Raw genomic sequence first — 18,956 nt, 5'->3', positions numbered from 1 at the left:
CACCTCAAGGGGCACCGCGCCGCAAACGACCGACACAGTAACGAGGCGACTACACAGCCGTCAAGGGCGGCACTCGATGTCCCGATGTCACCCATTTTCGGGTTGATTTTCCACCGTTCTGAATGCTGGAACACCGTACGTGCCCGGGGCGCGGCACCGAAGGGCCCTGGAAGGTCGGAATGAGGACGGAAAACGACGGAACCTGGCCAGGGCAAGCGCTTTCAGTCCTGCTCGATGTTTACCCCGGGGGCCCTGCGTCTCGTTTTCTTATTCTTCACATTCATGTCGGCCGGCGTCCCCCTCACCGTCGTGATCGCATTCTTTGCTGAAAGCGGGCACCATACGGGCGATCGTGACGGCGCCACGGAATCGACGCGGCTCGACGGCCGCCATCGAGTCGAGCGAGGAATCGGGAATGGGCAGCAGATGCGCGTCGACCCAGGTGTCTCCCGTGGCCGCGTTCGCCCACGGGTCCTCGATCACCACGGCCCCCGGTACGGCGCCGTGGCAGAGCACCCAGTGCGGCACGTCGAAGCCCTGCATCCGGGCGAGCGACACCAGCAGCAGCACATGGTCCCCCCGGGCGACCGTGCCGCGGATCGCGTCGACCGAGAGGCGGCCCGCGTCGATCGGGACGCCGATCCGGACGGCGTCCGCACGCGCCAGACGCTGGAGATGGGCACGCCACTCCCGCTCGTCCCCGGTCAGATGGTCGAGCAGGACGGGCCCTTCGGCATCCAGCTGCACCACGACGGAGGACGCCGGCCAGGCCCGCCGCACGGCGACTCCCAGCCCGACCGGCTCGCAGGCCGGGAAGTTGGTGGCATCCCGCCACAGCGTCAGTTCCGCGTCCCGGTCCAGCTCCTCCCTCGGCAGCAGCCCGGCGTGTTCCCGGGCGACCAGGGCGGTGACGGCCCCGCAGGTGAAGTGGGTGCTCTGGCCGTAGTACACGGGCGGGGTGCCCGCCCCCTCGGACAGCCAGCGGACGTACCCGGTGCCGGGACCGGCCGGCTCCCCCTTCCCGGCCAGCGGCGGGCCCAGCGGGGCGAAACCCGCGGCGGCGGCCTCCCGCGGACCGGCCGTCCAGCCTTCCCACTTGACCTGCGCGAGCCCCTGCCGGCGGGCGTGGGCGAGGACGGCCCGGACAGCCGCCGGCCCATCACCGACCGTGTCGACGATCTTCACATAGGCGGTACCCGGGCGGGCGGTCACGAGCGCCCCCGCGACCGGGGGTTCCCCGTCCTCCCCCGGTACGACCACCAGGTGCGGCGCGTGGGCGGAGCGGTCGACCGCGTGCCAGCGCTCCCACACCCCGGCGCCGGCGAGCCGCCGCAGCGGTGCCGCCGCCCCGGGCGTGAACGGGGAGACGGTGCCCGGGTCGGCTGCTTCCTGGTGGGGCGTCATGGCGGTGCTCCTGGCGGACGGAGGGGGCGGAGAGGGGCGGGCCGTGGTCGGTGTCATGCGCGGGAGTTCCGGAGCACCCAGAGGAAGTACGGGCCGCCGACCAGGGCGATCATCAGCCCGGCCGGCACCTGGGCGGGGGCGACGACGGTGCGGCCGAGGGCGTCGGCCACACAGACGAGCAGCGCGCCCAGCAGCATCGCGACCGGGATGGCCCGGCCGTGCCGGGCTCCCACCAGGGAGCGGGCGAGGTGCGGGGCGACCAGCCCCACGAAGCCGACGACTCCGATGGCGACGACGCTGAGCGCCGCGAGCACCGCGGCGATCGACAGGGCGGCGAACCGGACCCGGACCGGCCGTACGCCCACGATGCGCGGGGTGTCCTCGTCGACGGCGAGCAGGTCGAGCCGTTCGCGCAGGGCGAGCAGGACGGGCAGCGCCACCGCCAGGGCCACCGCGACCGGGACGACGTCGGGCAGCGTGCGCCCGTAGGTCGTGCCGGAGAGCCAGGTGAAGATCCGGGGGGTGTTGAACGGGTCGGCCCGCAGCAGCAGGAAGGTGGTGACGGAGCTGAGCCCGTACCCGCAGCCGATGCCGATCAGAACGAACCGGTCGGGCAGGAAACCGCCGCGCCAGGACAGCAGGGCGATCAGCGCGAAGGTGGCGAGCCCGGTGGCGACGGCCGCCGCGATGAGGACCGGCCGGCCGCCGGAGACGCCCGAGGTGACGACGGCCGCCGCGCCCAGTCCGGCGCCCGCGGTGATTCCGAGGACGCCCGGCTCCGCGAGCGGGTTGCGCACCGCGCTCTGCACGACGCAGCCGGCCAGGCCGAGCGCCGCGCCGGCGAGGACCGCGGCGAGGACCCGCGGCACCCGGTCGTCCAGCGCCTGCCCGACCAGGACGGGCGCGGTGCCCTGGGCCCACAGCAGCAGGTCCCCCGTGCGCAGCCAGAGGCTGCCCGCCAGCAGCGCCACCACGATCGCGCCGGTCAGGAGGGCCGCCGCGCCGAGCACGACGAGGAGGAACGCGCGGCGCGAGCGGGCGGCGACGCGCGCGTGCGGTGGCCGGCGCAGCGCGCCGGTGTCGCGCAGCCGCAGGGCCAGGACCACGATCACGACGGAGCCGAGCAGCGCGGTCGGCACGCCGGTGGGGATGGCGGCGGCGCCGTCCGCGCCCTGGACGGCGCGCAGGGTGGCGTCGGCGAGCAGGATGAGCAGCGCGCCCAGCAGCCCGGCCGCGGGCACCAGGAGCAGGTGGCGGCGCAGCGCCCGGACCCGTCCGGCGAGCAGGCGGGCCAGGACGGGGGCGCCCAGGCCGACGAACGCGATGGGGCCGGCGACGGTGACGGCCGTGCTGGTCAGGAGCACGGCGCACAGGACGGCGAGGACGCGGGTGGCCCGGATCGGTACGCCGAGGGTGGCGGCGGTGTCGTCGCCGAGGTTCATCACGTCCAGCCGGCGGGACAGGGCCAGGGCGATGCCCAGGACCGCCGCGATCAGCGGGAGGGCGCGCAGGGAGGCGTCGATGTTGAGCTGGGCGAGCGAGCCGCTCCCCCAGGCGAAGAGGCCGGTGGTGTTCTGCTTGAAGAGGATGAGGAGGGTGGCGGTCGCCGCCTGGAGGGCCATCGCCATCGCCGATCCGGCCAGGACGAGGCGGGTGCCGGTGGTGCCGGCGGCGCGGCCGGCGAGGAGCAGGACGAGGGCCGCCGCCGCCAGGCCGCCGGCGAATGCGACTGCTCCGGACGCCCAGAAGGGCACGGTGAGGCCGAAGGCGGCGACGAGCGAGAGGGTGAAGTAGGCCCCGGCGGTGACCGCGAGGGTGTCGGGGGAGGCGAGCGCGTTGTGGGTGACGGACTGGAGCAGCGCGCCGGCGGCGCCGAGGGCGAAGCCGACCGCGACGCCCGCGAGCAGGCGCGGCAGGCGGGAGCCGATGACGATCTCGGCGACCGGCGGCCCGTCGGTGGTCTCGCGTGCGCCGGTGAGGTAGCGCAGCAGGTCGCCGGCGCCGACGGCGGAGGTGCCCTGGGTCAGATGCCACATGCCGACCAGGGCGGTCACGGCGAGCAGGAGGGCCAGGACGGCGGCCCCGGCGGGACCGCCCCCGCGCTCGGTGCGCGGCGGCGTGGTCCCCCGGAGTACCGGTGTCCGCGTGGTGCTCACTTCTGGTCGAGCACGTCGACGTACGCGTCGATGGCCTGCGCGCAGGAGCGCGGGCCGCCGGCGCCCCACACCCGGGCCGGGAAGGCGTGGGCGCGGCCTTCCTGGACGGCCGGCAGGGTGGCCCACAGCGGGTTCTCCTCCAGGGCGGCGACGTATCCGCCGACGCCTTCGTCGTTGGCGTAGAAGAGGTTGGCGTCGCCGACCGCGACGAGTCCTTCGACGTCGGTCTGGGCGAGGCCGTAGGAGGGGTCGACGCCGCCGTTGCCGTGGGCTTCGTTGATGTCGTCGGTCCAGACGGGGTTCATGCCGAGTTCCTTGCCGATCTCGGTGAACAGGGCGCCGTCGCCGTAGGGGCGGACAGTGAGGTTGCCGCCCTGGACCCATCCGTCGAAGAACAGGAAGTCCTTCGTGGGCAGGTCGGCGTCGATGACCTGCTGCTTGGCCGTGGCGAGGTGCTCGTCGAACTCCTGGAGCACCTGGTCGGCCCGCTCGGAGCGTCCGGTGGCCTCGCCGATCATGCTGAAGACCTCGCGCATGTTCCCGATGGGGTCCGCGGGGTTCGCGCCCCGGGTGGCCATCACGGGGACGCCCCGGCTCTCCAGCCGGGCGATGGTCTCGTCGTCGGCGCCGAAGGCCTCCACGACGATGAGGTCGGGTTCGGCGGCGTAGAGGGTGTCGAGGTCGGGTTCCTCGCGGGTGCCGATGTCGGTCACGCCGGCGGGCAGTTCCTCGGCACTGACCCAGGTGCGGTAGCCCTCGGCGTCGGAGACCGCGATGGGGGTGACGCACAGGGTCAGCGCGTCCTCGACCTGCTGCCATTCGAGGACGGCGATCCGCTGCGCGGGCTTGTCGAGTTCCACCTGCCGGCCGACGCCGTCGGTGAAGGAGACCGGGCCGGTCGAGGTGGTCGTGGTGTCCTCGGCGCAGCTCTGCGAGGCGGGGGTCGCGCCGGCGGTGCCCTCGGGTTCGGCGGTGTCGGTGTCGGTGGTGCCGCAGGCCGTGGCGGCGAGCACGATGAGCCCGGTGGAGGCTGCCGCCACCAGGCGACGGGCACGGTTCATGGGCGTTCCTCTTTCTTGCGATGAGATGCGGTCGCTTCCGTGGTCGGGTGCGACGCGTGCGCTGCGGTACGGGGCGCGGGGCCGGGCCGGGGGTGCCGTCCGCCCGCGTCAGGCGGGGTGCCGGCCGATGGGGTCGATGCGGAGGCGGCCCGTGCGGGGGTCGGTGCTCACCTCGACGCGGATGTCGTAGACCTCGGCGATGTGGTGCGCGGTGAGGACGTCGGCGGGGGCGCCGGCCGCGTGGATCCGGCCGGAGCGCATGAGGACGAGGGTGTCCGCGACGCGGGCGGCCTGGTCGAGGTCGTGCAGCACGATGCCGACGGCGATGCCGTGTTCCTCGACGAGGTCGCGCACCAGGTCGAGCGTCTCGATCTGGTAGCGCAGGTCGAGGTGGTTGGTGGGTTCGTCGAGGAGGACGACGCCGGTGTGCTGGGCGAGGCAGGCGGCGAGCCAGACGCGCTGCATCTCGCCGCCGGAGAGTTCGCCGACGGGCCGCTCGGCCATCTCCCGTACCCCGGTGACGCCCATGGCGTGTTCGACGGCGTCCCGGTCCTCGGCGGTCGGGCCGGCGAAGCCGCGCCGGTAGGGGTGGCGTCCGAACGCGACGACCTCCGCGACCGTGAGCCCCTGGGGTGCGGGCCTGGACTGGGAGAACAGGGTGACCTCGCGGGCGAACTCGCGGGAGCTGAGCAGGGCCGCGTCGCGCTCGGGCCGCTCGGCCGCGGCGCCGAGGGTGATCCGGCCGGCGTCGGTGCGGTGCAGCCGGGAGAGGGCGCGCAGCAGGGTGGACTTGCCGCTGCCGTTCGGCCCCACCAGGGCGGTGGCGCGGCCGGGTTCCAGGGTCAGCGAGACGCCGTGGACGACCGGTTCGCCGCCGTACCGCAGGACCAGGTCGTGCCCGTGGAGGGCGGTCGCCGGTGCGGCGGGGCCGGCCGGGGCGTGGCCGGTGCGCCGGAAGGGGCTGGTGAACATCGCTGGGTCCGGGTGGTCGGAGGGGCAGGGGGTGCGGCACCCTCCGTCCGTCCGGTACCGGTGGGTACCGTGCGGGCCGGACACTGCGCAGGGCACGGTGAACACCGCCCGGCGAGCAACAACTAAGGGTTACCTAACTCCGAGAAGGTTATATTCCGCTCGCGTTGTCGACAATCAGGAGGTCTGGACACGCGATACGGAATTCGGGACATCCCCGGGGATGTCACCGGCCGCATCGAAGAAGGCGCCCGGTGTGGTGCCCATGACCCGGCGGAAGGCGGCGATGAAGGAGCTGGGCTGGGCGTAGCCGAGTGTCTCGGAGACCGACATCACATCCATCCCCTCGGCGAGCAGGGCCAGCGCCCGGTGGGCGCGGAGCATCTGGCGCCACTGGGCGAAGGACAGTCCGGTCGCGCGGCGGAAGGCCCGGGTGACGGTGCGGTCGCTGATCCCCAGCTGCCGGGCCCACTCCTCCAGTGAGCGGTCGTCGGCGGGGTCCGCCAGCAGGGCCTCGGCGATCGCGTCGATCCGGGCGTCGCCGGGCAGTTGCAGGGCGAACTGCCGATCGGCCGGCCGCAGCACGTCGAAGACGACCGCCTCGGCCCGGGCCCGGGCCGCCGCGTCCAGGTCCGGGCGGGCGAGGTGGGCGAGCAGTGAGGTGAGCAGCGGCGTCATGGCGATCGTCGTGGGCTCGCGGAACGCGATCGGTGTGCGGTCCGGCGCGAAGAACGCGTCGTGGAACTCGGCCCCCGCCGTGGCCCGCCCGCCGTGCACGGTCCCGGCGGGCATCCACAGCCCGTGTCCCTCCGAGACGGTGAAGACGCGGTCCGCCACCCGGGAGGTCAGGGTGCCGCCGCGGACCCAGACCAGTTCGTGCAGGGCGTGCGCGTGCGGCGACCACTCGGTGGGCACCGGGGGGATCCGGAACCCGGCGGTGATCGCGGACGACGCGGGCTCCGGCTCCGGCGGCGGCGCCACCCGGCGCACGGCGGTGCCCGCCTCGCGGCGCCACATCCCGGGGCTCGCTGCACCACGGGACGATCGGACCATACGGACGATTCTATCCAGCGCCCCGCGCCGGTCCCGGGGTCCTGACCTGCGGTGCACCGAGGGTCCTGGTGGGCGGCCGGGTCCGCCGGACAGCGCGAGGTCGTCAACACGGCGAAGGAGAGTTCACTCTCACAGGTGAGGGCATATCCGGCGGTCGGCACGGTTTCCGGCCAGGACGGAGGTGGCGGGAGACACCGCGGAGGCGCGCGGGACACGGCGGTGCCCCGGCGCCCGTGCGGGCGCCGTGCGACGGATGACCGACCCGGCGCGCGGGCATCCAAACCCGCCGCGCCGCTTTGGCCGTACGCCTCGGCGGCCCCCTGTACGGACGCCCCCTCCTGCGCTGCCCTACTGAGCATCGCGGAGGCCGCCCGCTCCGGTGCGGAGCCGGCCGGCGAGCCGCATTGCAGCGTCAACTCCGAGGGGATGCAGCATGTCCACACCTCCCGCCCCGCTCCGGGTCGCCCTCGTCAACGGCAGCTTCGAGGAGCCGGCCGTGATCGACTACGAGATCCTGCCGGACGCCTCGCAGACCCAGGCACCCAAGCGCGTCCCCGGCTGGCTCACCACCGCCTCCGACCACATGGTCGAGCTGTGGCACTCGGGCTTCCTGGGCGTGCCGTCGGCCGAGGGTACGCAGTTCGCCGAGCTCAACGCCAACGAGGTCTCCACGCTCTACCAGGACCTGCCGACCACCCCGGGCACGACGCTGTACTGGCGGCTGTACCACCGCGGACGCCTCGGCGAGGACACCATGGCCCTGGACATCGGGGCGCCGGGGTCCACGGTGGAGCAGCGGCGCTTCTCCGACGGGAACAACGCCTGGGGCCACTACACGGGCACCTATGTCGTGCCGCCCGGGCAGACCCTCACCCGCTTCGCCTTCCGGTCCATCTCCGCCGCCGGCGGCAACCGCGGCATCGGCAACTTCCTGGACGGCATCTTCTTCGGCACCGCGCCCCATGTGGTGCTCGACAAGGCGGCGATCCCCGCCGGGCCGCTGGAGGTGGGCGATGTCCTCACCTACCGCATCACCGCCCGCAACGAGGGCGGCGGCGCGGCCGAGGCGCTGGTGGTGACCGACACGATCCCGCCCGGGACGAGCTATCTGCCCGGGTCGCTGCGGATCGTCGACGGCCCGGGCACCGGGCCGAAGACCGACGCGCCGGGCGACGACCAGGCGTCCTGGGACCCCGCCGCGAACCGGGTCGTGTTCCGGCTCGGGACCGGCGCCTCCGCCACCGACGGCGGCAGCCTGCCCAACACGGAGACCCTGCCCGGCGGCACCACCGCCGAGTACCGGGTCGTCATCGACCGGGCCGCCGGCGGGCGGCTGATCAGCAACACCGCGACCGCCGGCTACGAGAACCGGCTCGGCGACACCCCGGAAGAGCTGACGGCCACTTCCAACGAGGCGGTCACGGAGGTCGCGCCGGCCGCCGACCTGAGCGTGACCAAGGCCGCCGACGCGACGACCGTCACCGTCGGCCAGACGGTGACCTACCGCATCACCGTGCGCAACACCGGCCCGAACCCGGCCACCGGGGTGCGGGTCACCGACCCCCTGCCGGAAGGACTCGTCTTCCTGTCCGCCGAGGGCGACGGGAGCTACGACCCGGACACCGGCCACTGGAGCGTGGGCGAGCTGGCCGTCGGCGCCACCGCCGCCCTCGTCCTGCGGGCCAAGGCCACCCGGCCCGGGCCGGTGCGCAACACCGCCACCGTCACCGGCAACGAGACGGACCCCGACCCCTCGGGCAACACCGACTCCACCACCGTCTGCGTCACCCCCGCCCCGGCCTGCTGCGACCCCTGCGCCGACGGTCGGGGCTCCGCCGGCGCGCGGTAGGGGGCATCCCGGGGACGGAACGGGCCCCGGCTACCCCCGCCCCCGGGCCGCTTCGATGATCTCCAGCCCCCGGACGGCCTCCCGGGGGTCGACGGGCAGCGGACCCCCTTCGGTGAGCGCGTCGCCGAGCATCCGGTAGAACGCCAGGTGCTCGCCGGGCAGCAACGGGACGGCGCGCTCGGTGCCGGGGGCGGAAAGCAGGGCCGTGCGGCCATCGTCGTGCACCCCGAACCCCGGGTCCAGGGGGCGCAGACCGGCCTTCGCGTGCGGTTCCTGCGGGTCGAGGCCGTGCGAGGTGAAGACCGCGCGGGAGCCGACGACCCGGAACCGGGGCCGGTCGGCGGGCGAGGTCGCGTTCATCCAGAGCCGGGAGCGCACTCCGCTCGCGTGGGTGAGGGAGAGGAAGACGTCGTCGTCGGCGACGGCGCCGGCGCGGCGCCGGTCCAGTTCCGCGTGGACGCCGACGACGTCGCCGAACAGCAGCAGCGCCTGGTCGATGAGGTGCGGGCCGAGATCGAAGAGGATGCCGCCGCCCTGTCCGGGGGTGGCGACATCCTTCCAGCGCGCCGCCAGGTGCGGTGCCCACTTCTCGAAGGCCGACTCGAACTGGCGGACCTCACCGAGCTCCCCCGAGGCCAGGGTGTCCCGCAGGGTGAGGAAGTCGCCGTCCCAGCGGCGGTTGTGGAAGACGGTGAGCGGGACCCCGGCCGCCTCGGCCTCCTCGACCACGGAGCGCGCCTCGGTACTGGAGATGCCCAGCGGCTTGTCGACCACCACCGCGATCCCGGCGGCGACGGCGCGCCGGGCGAGCGGGGCGTGCGTCGCGTGCGGGCTGGTGATCACGACGAGATCGAGGTCGTCCCGGGCGAAAACCGCCTCGGCGTCCGGCAGGATGTCGGCCCCCGCGTACCCGCTCGCGGCGGCGGCCCGCGCGGGGTCGCCGGTCACGATGGCGGAGACGGTGAAGCGGGGTTCGGCGGCGAGCAGCGGCGCGTGGAAGAAGCGTCCGCCGGTGCCGAAGCCGATGATCGCGGTGCGGATGGTCATGCGGGTACTCCTGGCTCGGACGATCGGGGCCGACGTCGGTCGGTGGGAGTCGTCTTCCCCGCCGGCCGCCGTCCCGACCCGTGCGGCCGGGGATGTCGTGCGCGGTGACGGGCTCCGGGTAGGGGAGACGCCGCCGGGCCGGGCGGGGTGCCCCCGGCCCGGCGGCGTCCGGCGCGCACCGGGGCTAGGCCGTGTCTTTCGGATCTTCGTGGATTAGGCCGCGGCGTCAGCTGCGGTGCATCGCAAGGCGGAGGAACTCGCTCGTACCGGGTCGTACTCGCGAGATGCGACAACGCAGCGAGGTGCCGTAGCTGGCGGCGCGGCCCCGCGAAGATCCGAAAGACACGGCCTAGGGTCAGCCCAGGTGCCGGATGAGGTGGTCGGCGGCCTCGGACGCCATCCGGCGCAGGGCCTCCTCGGTCTGCGCGCCGGTGTGCGGGGTGATGACCACCGACGGCTCGGCGCGCAGCGGGTGGTCGGCCGGCAGGGGTTCGACGGTGGTGACGTCGAGTCCCGCGCCCGCCAGATGGCCGCCGCGGACGGCCGCCAGCAGCGCCTCCTCGTCCAGGATGCCGCCGCGCGAGGTGTTGACGACCACGGCGCCGGCCGGCAGGGCCGCGAGTTCCGCCGCCCCGATCAGTCCGCGGGTGCCGGGGGTGAGGGGCACGTGCAGGCTGAGGTGGTCGGTGGCGGCCAGCAGGGCGGGCAACTCGGCGGGTTCGGCCCCGGCGGCGGTGATGTCGGCGGCCGGGACCATCGGGTCGTGGGCCAGCACCCGCATGCCGAAGCCGTGCGCGGCGATCGCGGCGACCCGGCGGGCGATGCGGCCGAAGCCGAGGAGGCCGAGGGTGGCGCCGTGCAGTTCCCGGCCGCGGATCGCGGCACGGTTGTCGCCCTCGTCGCGGATCGCGAGGCCGATGCCGCGCCGGACGGCCAGCAGCAGGGCGATGGTGTGCTCGGCGACGGACTGGGTGTTGGCGGTGGGCGTGGTGGTGACGGTGATGCCCTGGGCGCGGGCCCGGTCCAGGTCGACGGTGTCCAGGCCGACGCCGTGCCGGGCGATGATCCGCAGCCGGGGGGCGCGGCGCATCATGGCGCCGTCGACCCGCTCGGTGCGCAGCAGGATGCCGGTGACCCGGTGACAGACGGCGTCGAACGGCGCGGGGTCGGGGCCGTACCCCAGGCGTACCTCGGCGTGCCGGCGCAGCCGCTCGACGGCGTCGCGGTGGACGGGGCGCGGGATCCACACCAGCGGTGGCTGCGGGTCAGTCACGGGGCACCAGCCGCTGGTTGGCGGCGCGACGCTCGGCCTCACCGGCGATCAGCCGGTGGGCGGCGCCGGTGACCTCGCCGATGTCGGCGCGCGGGACGACGGCGACGCCGTCGTGGTCGCCGAGGACCCAGTCGCCGGGGCTGACCGGGACGCCGCCGACGGCGACGGTGGTGCCGGTGCGGTAGGGGCCGGTCTTCCAGGGGCCGGCGGGGGTGACGGCGCGGGCGAAGACCGGCACGCCGAGCCCGGGCAGTTCGGCGAGGTCGCGGGCGGCGCCGTCCAGGACGATGCCGCCGATCTCCAGTGCCCTGGCCTTCTGCACCACGAGTTCGCCGATCAGGGCGCGGGTGGTGTCGCCGCCGCCGTTGACGACGAGGATCTCGCCGCGCCGGATGGTCTCGAACGCCGCGTGCAGCCCTTTGTTGTCGCCGGGCCGGGTCCAGACGGTGAAGGCGGGGCCCGACAGGGTGGCGCCCGGCCACAGGGGGCGGATGCCGTCGGCGACTCCGAAGCGGTCCATGGCGTCGGAGACGGTGGCGACGGGGAGCGCGCCGGGGGGCGGGTAGGCGTGCACGGTTCTCCTCGGGGGTGGGTCGACGGGTCGGGAAGTGACGGCTCGTCAGTACAGGGCGGGCGGGAGTCCGATGCGGGCGATGTCCTCGGCGCAGCGCCGGACGGCGTGGACGAATTCGGGGATCTTCTCGTCGGTGAAGCGGACGGTGGGGCCGCCGAGGGCGAGGACGACGGTGCGGGCGGGCCGGCGGTCCCCGGTGTGCGGTACGGGGACGGCCAGGCCGCTGTTGCCGGCTTCGCGCTGGCCGTGGCTGACGCTCCAGCCCGCTTCGGCGGCGCGGGCAATGCCGTCGCGCAGGGCCTGCGGGTCGCCGCCGGACTCGGCGACGATGCCGGTGACGAGGGCTTCGCGTTCGGCCGGGGGTTCCAGGCTGAGCAGGACGTAGGCGGCGGAGCCGACGTTCATGGGGAGCTGGTCGCCCTGCTGGACGGCGTGCCGCAGGGTGTTGGGGCTGGGGGCCTGGCCGACGACGACGCGCTGGTGGCCTTCGCGGACGTAGAGGCTGACGGTCTCCCCGGTTTCGGCGGCCAGCGCCCGCATCCGGGCGAGGGAGGCCTCGGGCACCGTCCAGGCGGCGTCGGCGAAGGCGGCGAAGGCGATCAGGGCGGTGCCGACCCGGATCTGGCCGTCGGCGCCGGCTTCCAGCAGTCCCTCGGCGGCGAGGGTGTCCACCAGGCGCAGCACGGTGGTCCGGGGGAGCCCGGTCTCGCGGACGATCTCGGCCAGGCTCAGCGACATGCGGTCGGGGGTGAAGGCCCGCAGGACCCGCCAGGCGCGGCTCACCGCGCGGATGCCGCCGGTTCCCTCGCCGCCGTCCGTGGCCGCCGTGGATGTCATCACGCCCCCTTGTTCAGCAATCAGTTCGAACCAAAGGCTTGTATACCACCAGGCGGTCATCTATATCTACTAGGCGGACACTCTGGTGTCGCAAACCATTCGTTAACAGGTCACAAGGGAGTGTCCGTGCGGAAGAAACGTCCCGCTCTCGCGGCCCTCGGGGTCGTGATCACGCTGGTCCTGGCGGGGTTCGCCGCCGTGGACGCCAGCAGCTCCGCCTCCGGGGCCACGCCGAGGTCCAAGCTCATCGTCATGGCGCCCGCGGCGCCGGGCGGCGGCTGGGACCTCGCCTCCCGGGAGTTGCAGCAGGCGCTGCGCGCGGGGTCGATCGTCAACAACGTGCAGGTCGTCAACGTCCCCGGGGCCGGCGGCACCATCGGGCTCGCCCAGTTCGTCGAGGTGGGCGCCGACCCGACCCGGCTGATGATGACCGGCACGGTCATGGAGGGCGCGATCACCGTCAACAACTCGCCGGTGGCGCTGGAGGACACCACGCCGATCGCCCGGCTCGCCGAGGACTACGAAGTGCTCATCGTCCCGGCCGACTCGCCATACCACACCCTGGAGGACTTCCTGGCGGCCTGGCGGGAGAACCCGCACGGGCACGCGATCGGCGGCGGCGGGCTCGGCGGCACCGACCACCTGCTGGCCGGGCTCACCGCCCGGGAGGCCGGCATCGACCCGGCCGATCTCAACTACATCGCGTTCGCCGGCGGCGGTGAGGTCCTGACCGCGCTGCTGTCGCACACCGTGGAGGTCGGGGTCAGCGGCTACAACGACTTCCGCGACCAGATCGAGGCGGGCAATCTGCGCGCCCTGGCGATCTCCGCCGACGCCCCGGTGCCCGGCATCGACACCCCGACCCTGATCGAGCAGGGCATCGATGTCGCGCTGCCCAACTGGCGCGGTCTCGTGGCCCCGCCCGGCATCACCGAGGCGCAGCGCGAGGAACTCATCGCCATCGTCACCGAAATGACCCGCACCCCCGAGTGGGCGGACGCGCTGGACCGCAACAAGTGGGTGGACAGCCTGCTGACGGGGGACGCGTTCGCCGACTTCATCCAGGAGGACCAGGCCAGGGTCGACACCGTCATCGAGGAGCTGGGCCTGTGAGCACACCGTCCGCGTCCGATCCCCGGCAGCCGGACTTCTGGCGCCGCAGGACCGGGCTGATCATGCCCCTGCTGCTGCTCGTCACCGGCATCGTGCTCGCCGTCGGCACCGTCACGATGGAGGTGCCGGACAACGTCGCCTCCCCCGGCCCGCAGCTCTTCCCCACCCTCATCGCGGGCGGCTGCTTCGTCTTCGCCGTGCTGCTGGCCGTCGACGTCTGGCGCCGCCCCGAACCCGCGCGGGTCGCCACCCGCGCGGCGGCGGCCGAGAACCCGGCCCCGGCCGCCGCGGACGGCACGGACGCCGCGGACGCCGCGGACGACCCGGCGGCGACCGCCGCGCCCGAACCGCTGCGCGTCCGGAGCAACCGGCCGGCGGTCCTCGGACTGGTCGGCACCGTGGTGGCGTTCATCGTGCTGCTGCTCCCGCTCGGCTGGATCCTGGCGGGCGCCGGACTGTTCTGGGGGGTCGCCCGGACCCTGGGCAGCCGGCGGACGGTGTTCGACATCTTCCTCGCGATCGCCATCTCCTCCGGCATCCAGCTGGCGTTCTCCGCCGGGCTGGGGCTCAACCTTCCCCCCGGCATCCTGGAAGGGGTCTTCTGATGGACTCCCTGAGCAATCTCGGGGACGGTTTCCTCACCGTCCTCACCCCCATGAACATGCTGTGGGTGTTCGTCGGCGCGCTGCTGGGCACCGCCGTGGGCGTCCTGCCGGGCCTCGGTTCGGCCATGGCGGTGGCGCTGCTGCTGCCGGTGACGTTCTCGCTCGACCCGATCGGCGCGTTCATCATGTTCGCCGGTGTCCTGTTCGGCGGGCTCTTCGGCGACTCCATATCCGGCATCCTGATGAACACCCCCGGCAACAGCACCGCCATCGCCGGCACCATCGAGGGCCACAAGATGGCGCAGAGCGGACGCGCCGCCCAGGCGCTGGCGGCCTCGGCGATCGCCTCGTTCGTCGGCGGTACGGTGGCCTCGCTGCTGGTGGTGTTCTTCGCACCCTCGCTGGCCCGGCTCGCCACCCTCTTCGGGCCGGCGGAGTATCTGGCGCTGGCGGTGTTCGCCTTCGTCGCCATCTCGGCCGTGGTCGGGGAGTCGATCCTGCGCGGCCTGACCTCCCTCGCCATCGGGCTGGCGATCGCCCTGGTCGGCATCGACGGCATGTCCGGCGCCTCCCGGTTCACCGCCGGGATGCCCGAACTCTTCGACGGCATCAACATCGTCGTCATCACCGTCGGGCTGCTGGCCCTCGGCGAGGTCATCACCGTCGCGGCGCGGCGCGGCACCAGCGAGGAGGCCAAGCTGATCACCTCCACCGGCCGGCTGTGGCTCTCCCGCCGGGAGTTCCGGCTCGCCCTGCCCGCCTGGCTGCGCGGTACGGCCATCGGGGTGCCGTTCGGCATCATCCCGGTCGGCGGCTCCGAGGTGCCGACCTTCCTCTCCTACGGCACCGAGCGCCGGCTGGCCTCCCGCAAGCCGGGCTCCATGTTCGGCAAGGGCGCCATCCAGGGTGTGGCGGGACCGGAGGCGGCGGGCAACGCGACCGCGGGCACCGCCATGGGGGCGCTGCTCGCGCTGGGCCTGCCGACCTCGGCGACGGCCGCCGTGATGCTGGCCGCCTTCCGGCAGTACGGTCTGCAGCCCGGGCCGCTGCTGTTCGAGCGCGCCAGCGAGCTGGTGTGGGCGCTGCTGGCGAGCTTCTTCATCGGCATGGTGGTGCTGCTGATCCTCAATCTGCCGTTCGCGCCGCTGTGGGCGAAGCTGCTGAAGGTGCCCCGGCACTATCTGTACGCGGGGATCACCGTCTTCGCCATGCTGGGCATCTTCGCCACCAGCAGCAAGGTGCTGGATCTGGTGCTGGTGCTGGCCATCGGACTGCTCGGGTTCGCGATGCGCCGCTACGGGCTGCCCGTGGCCCCGGTGCTGATCGGCGTCATCCTCGGGCCGCTCGCCGAGACCGAGTTCCGGCGGACCATGGCGGTCAGCGAGGGCGATCCGCTGGCGCTGGTCTCCAGCCCGATCTCGGCCACCCTCTACATCGTGCTGGCGCTGGGTGTCGCGGGGCTGCTGATCCAGCGCGCGCGGACCGCCCGGGCGCAGCGGGCGGCGCTGGAGACGGCCGCCTGAGGACCCTCGGCACACCTCAATGCGGCCCGGGGCCGGCCCGATCGGGCCGGCCCCGGGCCGCGTCCGGGTGCGGACCGAACGCCGGTGGCTGCGCGATGTCTTGACGTGTACGCGATCTGTTCCTAATTTGTCATCCCGTCTGACAAATACGGCGATGTGCTGGGCCGGGACGCCCGCACCCGCCGTACCGACAGCCCGCGCGACGCGCGGGCCCGCACCTCCCACGGCACACCCGAGAGCCGGACGACCGGGGGAATTCCGCCCCGGGCGCAGGGAGCGCACGACACTTCTTCACCTCTTCAGTGAGGAGCACGTGGTGACAACCGCACCCCCACACCCCCGCGGATTCCCGGCGCGCCTCGCCGTCGCCGTCCTGGCCGCCCTCGCGCTGCTGCTGGCGGGCGGGCCCGCCACCGCGCAGCCGGGCAGCGGCGAGAACGAGAGCGACGCCGCCTTCCACGCCCTGGTCTTCAGCAAGACGGCGGGCTTCCGCCACGACTCGATCCCGGCGGGCATCGCCGCCATCGAGGAACTCGGCGCCGAGCACGGCTTCGAGGTGACCGCGACCGAGGACGCCGGCCTCTTCAACGACGAGGACCTGGCCCGCTACGACGTGGTCATCTGGCTCTCCACCACCGGCGACGTCCTCAATGACGCCCAGCAGGACGCGTTCGAGCGCTACATCGGCGCCGGCGGCGGCTACGCGGGCGTGCACGCCGCGGCCGACACCGAGTACGACTGGCCCTGGTACGGCGGGCTCGTCGGCTCCTGGTTCGCCGGCCACCCCGCCCCGCAGACCGCCACCGTCAAGGTCGAGGACCCCGCCCACCCCTCCACCGCCCATCTGCCGGTGGAGTGGGAGCGCCACGACGAGTGGTACAACTACAGCCCCAACCCGCGCGGTACCGTGCACGTCCTCGCCTCGCTCGACGAGAGCACCTACGAGGGCGGCACCATGGGCCACGAACACCCCATCGCCTGGTGCCACGACTACGCGGGCGGGCGCGCCTGGTACACCGGCATGGGCCACGAGGCCGCCTCCTTCTCCGAGCCGGAGTTCCGCAGCCATCTGCTCGGCGGTATCCAGACGGCCGCCGGCGCCATCCCGGCCGACTGCGGTGCCTCGCTCACCAGCGGCTTCGAGAAGGTGACGCTCGACGACAACACCAGCAACCCGATGGAGCTGGCCGTCGCCGAGGACGGCCGGGTCTTCTACATCGACCGCAACGGCGCCGTCCGCGTCGTCCGCCCCGACGGCACCGTGGTGACCGCCGGCACCCTCCCGGTGTACACCGGGCAGGAGTTCGGGCTGCTGGGCATCGCCCTGGACCCCGGCTTCGCCGAGAACAACTGGCTCTACCTCTACTACTCCCCCGCCGGGCCCGACCCGGTCGACCGGGTGTCGCGCTTCACGGTCAACGGAGACACCCTCGACCTCGGCGGCGAACAGGTCGTCCTGGAGATCGACGTCCAGCGCGAACAGTGCTGCCACGCGGGCGGCGCGCTGGAGTTCGACGGCGCGGGCAACCTGTACATCGCCACCGGCGACAACACCAACCCCTTCGGCTCGCCGACCGACGGCTACGCCCCGCTGGACGAGCGGCCGGGCCGCGCCGCCTGGGACGCGCAGGCCACCTCCGCCAACAGCGCCGTCCTCAACGGCAAGATCCTGCGGATCACCCCGCAGCCGGACGGCGGCTACACCGTCCCGGAGGGCAACCTCTTCGCCCCGGGCACCGACGCCACCCGTCCCGAGATCTACGCCATGGGCCTGCGCAACCCGTTCCGGATCGGCGTCGACCCGTACACGGACGCGCTGTACGTCGCCGACTACGGGCCCGACGCCGCCAGCGCCGACCCGGACCGGGGTCCGGACGGCCGCGTCGAGTGGAACATCGTGGACGCGCCCGGCTTCTACGGCTGGCCCTACTGCGTCGGCGACAACACGCCGTACCACGCGTTCGACTACGCAACCGGCACCCCCGGGGCGGCGTTCGACTGCGCGGCACCCGTCAACGACTCGCCGCACAACACCGGCGTGCGCGAACTGCCGCCCGCCATCCCGGCCGAACTGTGGATGGGCGCCTCCAGCACCGGCGTCCCGGAGATCGGCACCAGCGGCGCACCGATGACCAGCGGCGCCTACCGCTACGACCCGGACCTCGACTCCGATCGCAAGTGGCCCGCCTACTTCGACGGCAAGGCCGTCTTCGCCGACTGGAACAACGGCCGGCTGTTCTCCGTCCAGCCCGACGCGGCACGCACCGGGGTGGCGGATGTCTCCCGGATGCTGGAGGAACTGGACTTCAACCGGCCGCACGCGCTGCGCTTCGGGCCGGACGGCGCGCTCTACGTCATCGAGTGGGGCAGCGGGTTCGGCGGGGACAACGCCGACTCGGGCGTCTACCGGCTGGACTACGTGCACGGCCACCGCGCCCCGGTCGCCCGGATGACCGCGGACCGCACCTCGGGGCCGCTGCCGCTGGAGGTCACCTTCGACGCCTCGCCGTCCCACCACCCGGACGGCATCCCGTTCACCCTGGCCTGGGACTTCGACGGCGACGGCACCACCGACAGCACCGAGACGTCCCCCACCCACACGTACACCGAGGCAGGCCGGTTCACCGCGCGGCTGACCGTCACGGACGAGGAGGGACGCAGCTCGGTCTCCAACCTCGACATCACGGCGGGCAACTCGGCGCCCGTCATCGAGGTGAGCGCCCCGCTGAACGGGGGGTACTTCTCCTTCGGCGACAGCATCGCCTACGAGGTGAGCGTCAGCGACGCGGAGGACGGCACGATCGACTGCGACCGGGTGATCGTGCAGCCGGGGCTCGGGCACGACGAGCACTCGCACGGGTACGAGCAGTACCGGGGCTGTTCGGGCGTCTTCCCGCTGCCCGGTGACGAGGGGCACACCGGCGCCAACATCTTCGGCACCGTCACCGTGACCTACACCGACCTCGGCCACGGGGACGCGCCGCCGCTGACCACCCAGGAGGTGCTGGTGCTCCAGCCCAAGCACCGTGAGGCGGAGCACTTCGACCGCACCGGGCGGGTGCCGGGCGCGCCGTCCGGCGGCACCCCGGGCGTGGAGGTGGAGCCGACGGGCGACACGGCCGGCGGCGGCCAGAACATCGGCTGGATCGACGACGGTGACTGGTGGGCCTGGGAGCCCGCCAACCTGACCGGGATCGAGGAGATCGGCCTGCGGGCGGCCTCCCCGGCGGCCGGTGCCACGGTCGAGGTGCGCACCGGTGATCCGGAGGGGCCGACGGTGGCCACCGTGCAGGTCGAGGCCACCGGTGACTGGCAGGTGTACGGGGACTTCACCGGCCGGGTGAGCGGGGAGAGCACCACACAGAGCGGCCCGCTGTACTTCGTGAAGACCACCGGGGAACTCAATGTGAACTGGGTGGAGTTCATCGGCCCCGGCATCACCGAGCCGGAGCCGGCCACCGGGCGGGGCGGCAGCCGCTGAGTCCCCGTCAC

At 73.6% G+C, this 18,956-nt stretch carries 14 protein-coding genes; 5 read left to right on the top strand and 9 right to left on the bottom strand.

All coding sequences use genetic code 11. From position 1 onward, the window contains the following. Nucleotides 1–267: 267 nt before the first annotated feature. From BM385_RS07580 to BM385_RS07560, 5 genes are all read right to left on the bottom strand, one after another. Nucleotides 268–1,404, bottom strand: a complete 1,137-nt coding sequence (locus tag BM385_RS07580) for a peptidase C39 family protein (protein ID WP_093842546.1) — start codon at nt 1,402–1,404, stop codon at nt 268–270. A 53-nt stretch (nt 1,405–1,457) separates the two neighbouring features. Beyond that, complete coding sequence (locus BM385_RS07575) at nt 1,458–3,560, bottom strand: iron ABC transporter permease (RefSeq protein ID WP_019436006.1); 2,103 nt, start codon at nt 3,558–3,560, stop codon at nt 1,458–1,460. Further along, the gene (locus BM385_RS07570; RefSeq protein ID WP_019436005.1) at nt 3,557–4,621 is read right to left on the bottom strand and encodes an iron-siderophore ABC transporter substrate-binding protein; all 1,065 of its coding nucleotides are present in this window, start codon (nt 4,619–4,621) and stop codon (nt 3,557–3,559) included. Before BM385_RS07570 ends, BM385_RS07575 begins: the two co-directional genes overlap by 4 nt. Nucleotides 4,622–4,729: 108 nt before the next feature. Next, complete coding sequence (locus BM385_RS07565; protein ID WP_093842545.1) at nt 4,730–5,593, bottom strand: ABC transporter ATP-binding protein; 864 nt, start codon at nt 5,591–5,593, stop codon at nt 4,730–4,732. Between the two features lie 174 nt (nt 5,594–5,767). Further along, nucleotides 5,768–6,607 (bottom strand): helix-turn-helix domain-containing protein, encoded by an 840-nt coding sequence (locus BM385_RS07560; protein WP_093842544.1) that lies wholly within the window; start codon nt 6,605–6,607, stop codon nt 5,768–5,770. Nucleotides 6,608–7,076: 469 nt separating this feature from the next. Between BM385_RS07560 and BM385_RS07555 the strand changes: the two genes are divergently transcribed. Then, nucleotides 7,077–8,492 carry a CLIPPER-2 domain-containing protein gene (locus BM385_RS07555; protein WP_019436002.1) on the top strand — a complete coding sequence of 472 codons (1,416 nt, stop codon included), beginning with the start codon at nt 7,077–7,079 and terminating at the stop codon, nt 8,490–8,492. A gap of 30 nt (nt 8,493–8,522) precedes the next feature. On the opposite strand, the gene BM385_RS07550 is transcribed toward BM385_RS07555, so the two are convergent. The 4 genes from BM385_RS07550 to BM385_RS07535 all read right to left on the bottom strand — a co-directional run bounded on the left by BM385_RS07550 (nt 8,523) and on the right by BM385_RS07535 (nt 12,223). Continuing rightward, entirely contained in the window at nt 8,523–9,539 is a 1,017-nt protein-coding gene (locus tag BM385_RS07550; RefSeq protein WP_093842543.1) for a Gfo/Idh/MocA family protein, read from the bottom strand. Between the two features lie 355 nt (nt 9,540–9,894). After that, entirely contained in the window at nt 9,895–10,812 is a 918-nt protein-coding gene (locus BM385_RS07545; protein WP_254791462.1) for an NAD(P)-dependent oxidoreductase, read from the bottom strand. Further along, nucleotides 10,805–11,386, bottom strand: a complete 582-nt coding sequence (locus BM385_RS07540; RefSeq protein WP_019435999.1) for an RraA family protein — start codon at nt 11,384–11,386, stop codon at nt 10,805–10,807. The genes BM385_RS07545 and BM385_RS07540 overlap by 8 nt, the downstream gene beginning before the upstream one ends. 45 nt (nt 11,387–11,431) lie before the next feature. Further along, nucleotides 11,432–12,223: an IclR family transcriptional regulator gene (locus BM385_RS07535; protein ID WP_019435998.1), complete on the bottom strand. Its 792-nt coding sequence runs from the start codon at nt 12,221–12,223 to the stop codon at nt 11,432–11,434. A gap of 126 nt (nt 12,224–12,349) precedes the next feature. Here BM385_RS07535 and BM385_RS07530 point away from each other — a divergent pair, with 126 nt between their 5' ends. The 4 genes from BM385_RS07530 (at nt 12,350) to BM385_RS07515 (ending at nt 18,945) form a co-directional block, all read left to right on the top strand. Next, a complete protein-coding gene (locus BM385_RS07530; RefSeq protein WP_093842541.1) occupies nt 12,350–13,336 on the top strand; it encodes a Bug family tripartite tricarboxylate transporter substrate binding protein in 987 nt (328 codons plus the stop codon). Then, nucleotides 13,333–13,941: a tripartite tricarboxylate transporter TctB family protein gene (locus BM385_RS07525; RefSeq protein WP_093842540.1), complete on the top strand. Its 609-nt coding sequence runs from the start codon at nt 13,333–13,335 to the stop codon at nt 13,939–13,941. Before BM385_RS07530 ends, BM385_RS07525 begins: the two co-directional genes overlap by 4 nt. After that, on the top strand, nt 13,941–15,464 hold the full coding sequence (locus BM385_RS07520; protein ID WP_019435995.1) for a tripartite tricarboxylate transporter permease: 1,524 nt from the start codon (nt 13,941–13,943) through the stop codon (nt 15,462–15,464). Before BM385_RS07525 ends, BM385_RS07520 begins: the two co-directional genes overlap by 1 nt. 316 nt (nt 15,465–15,780) lie before the next feature. After that, on the top strand, nt 15,781–18,945 hold the full coding sequence (locus BM385_RS07515) for a ThuA domain-containing protein (protein WP_093842539.1): 3,165 nt from the start codon (nt 15,781–15,783) through the stop codon (nt 18,943–18,945). Nucleotides 18,946–18,956 lie beyond the last annotated feature (11 nt).

The organism is Streptomyces harbinensis, assembly GCF_900116145.1.
Classification (GTDB): Bacteria; Actinomycetota; Actinomycetes; order Streptomycetales; family Streptomycetaceae; genus Streptomyces; species Streptomyces carpaticus.
This window is presented reverse-complemented; position numbering and strand designations above follow the sequence as displayed.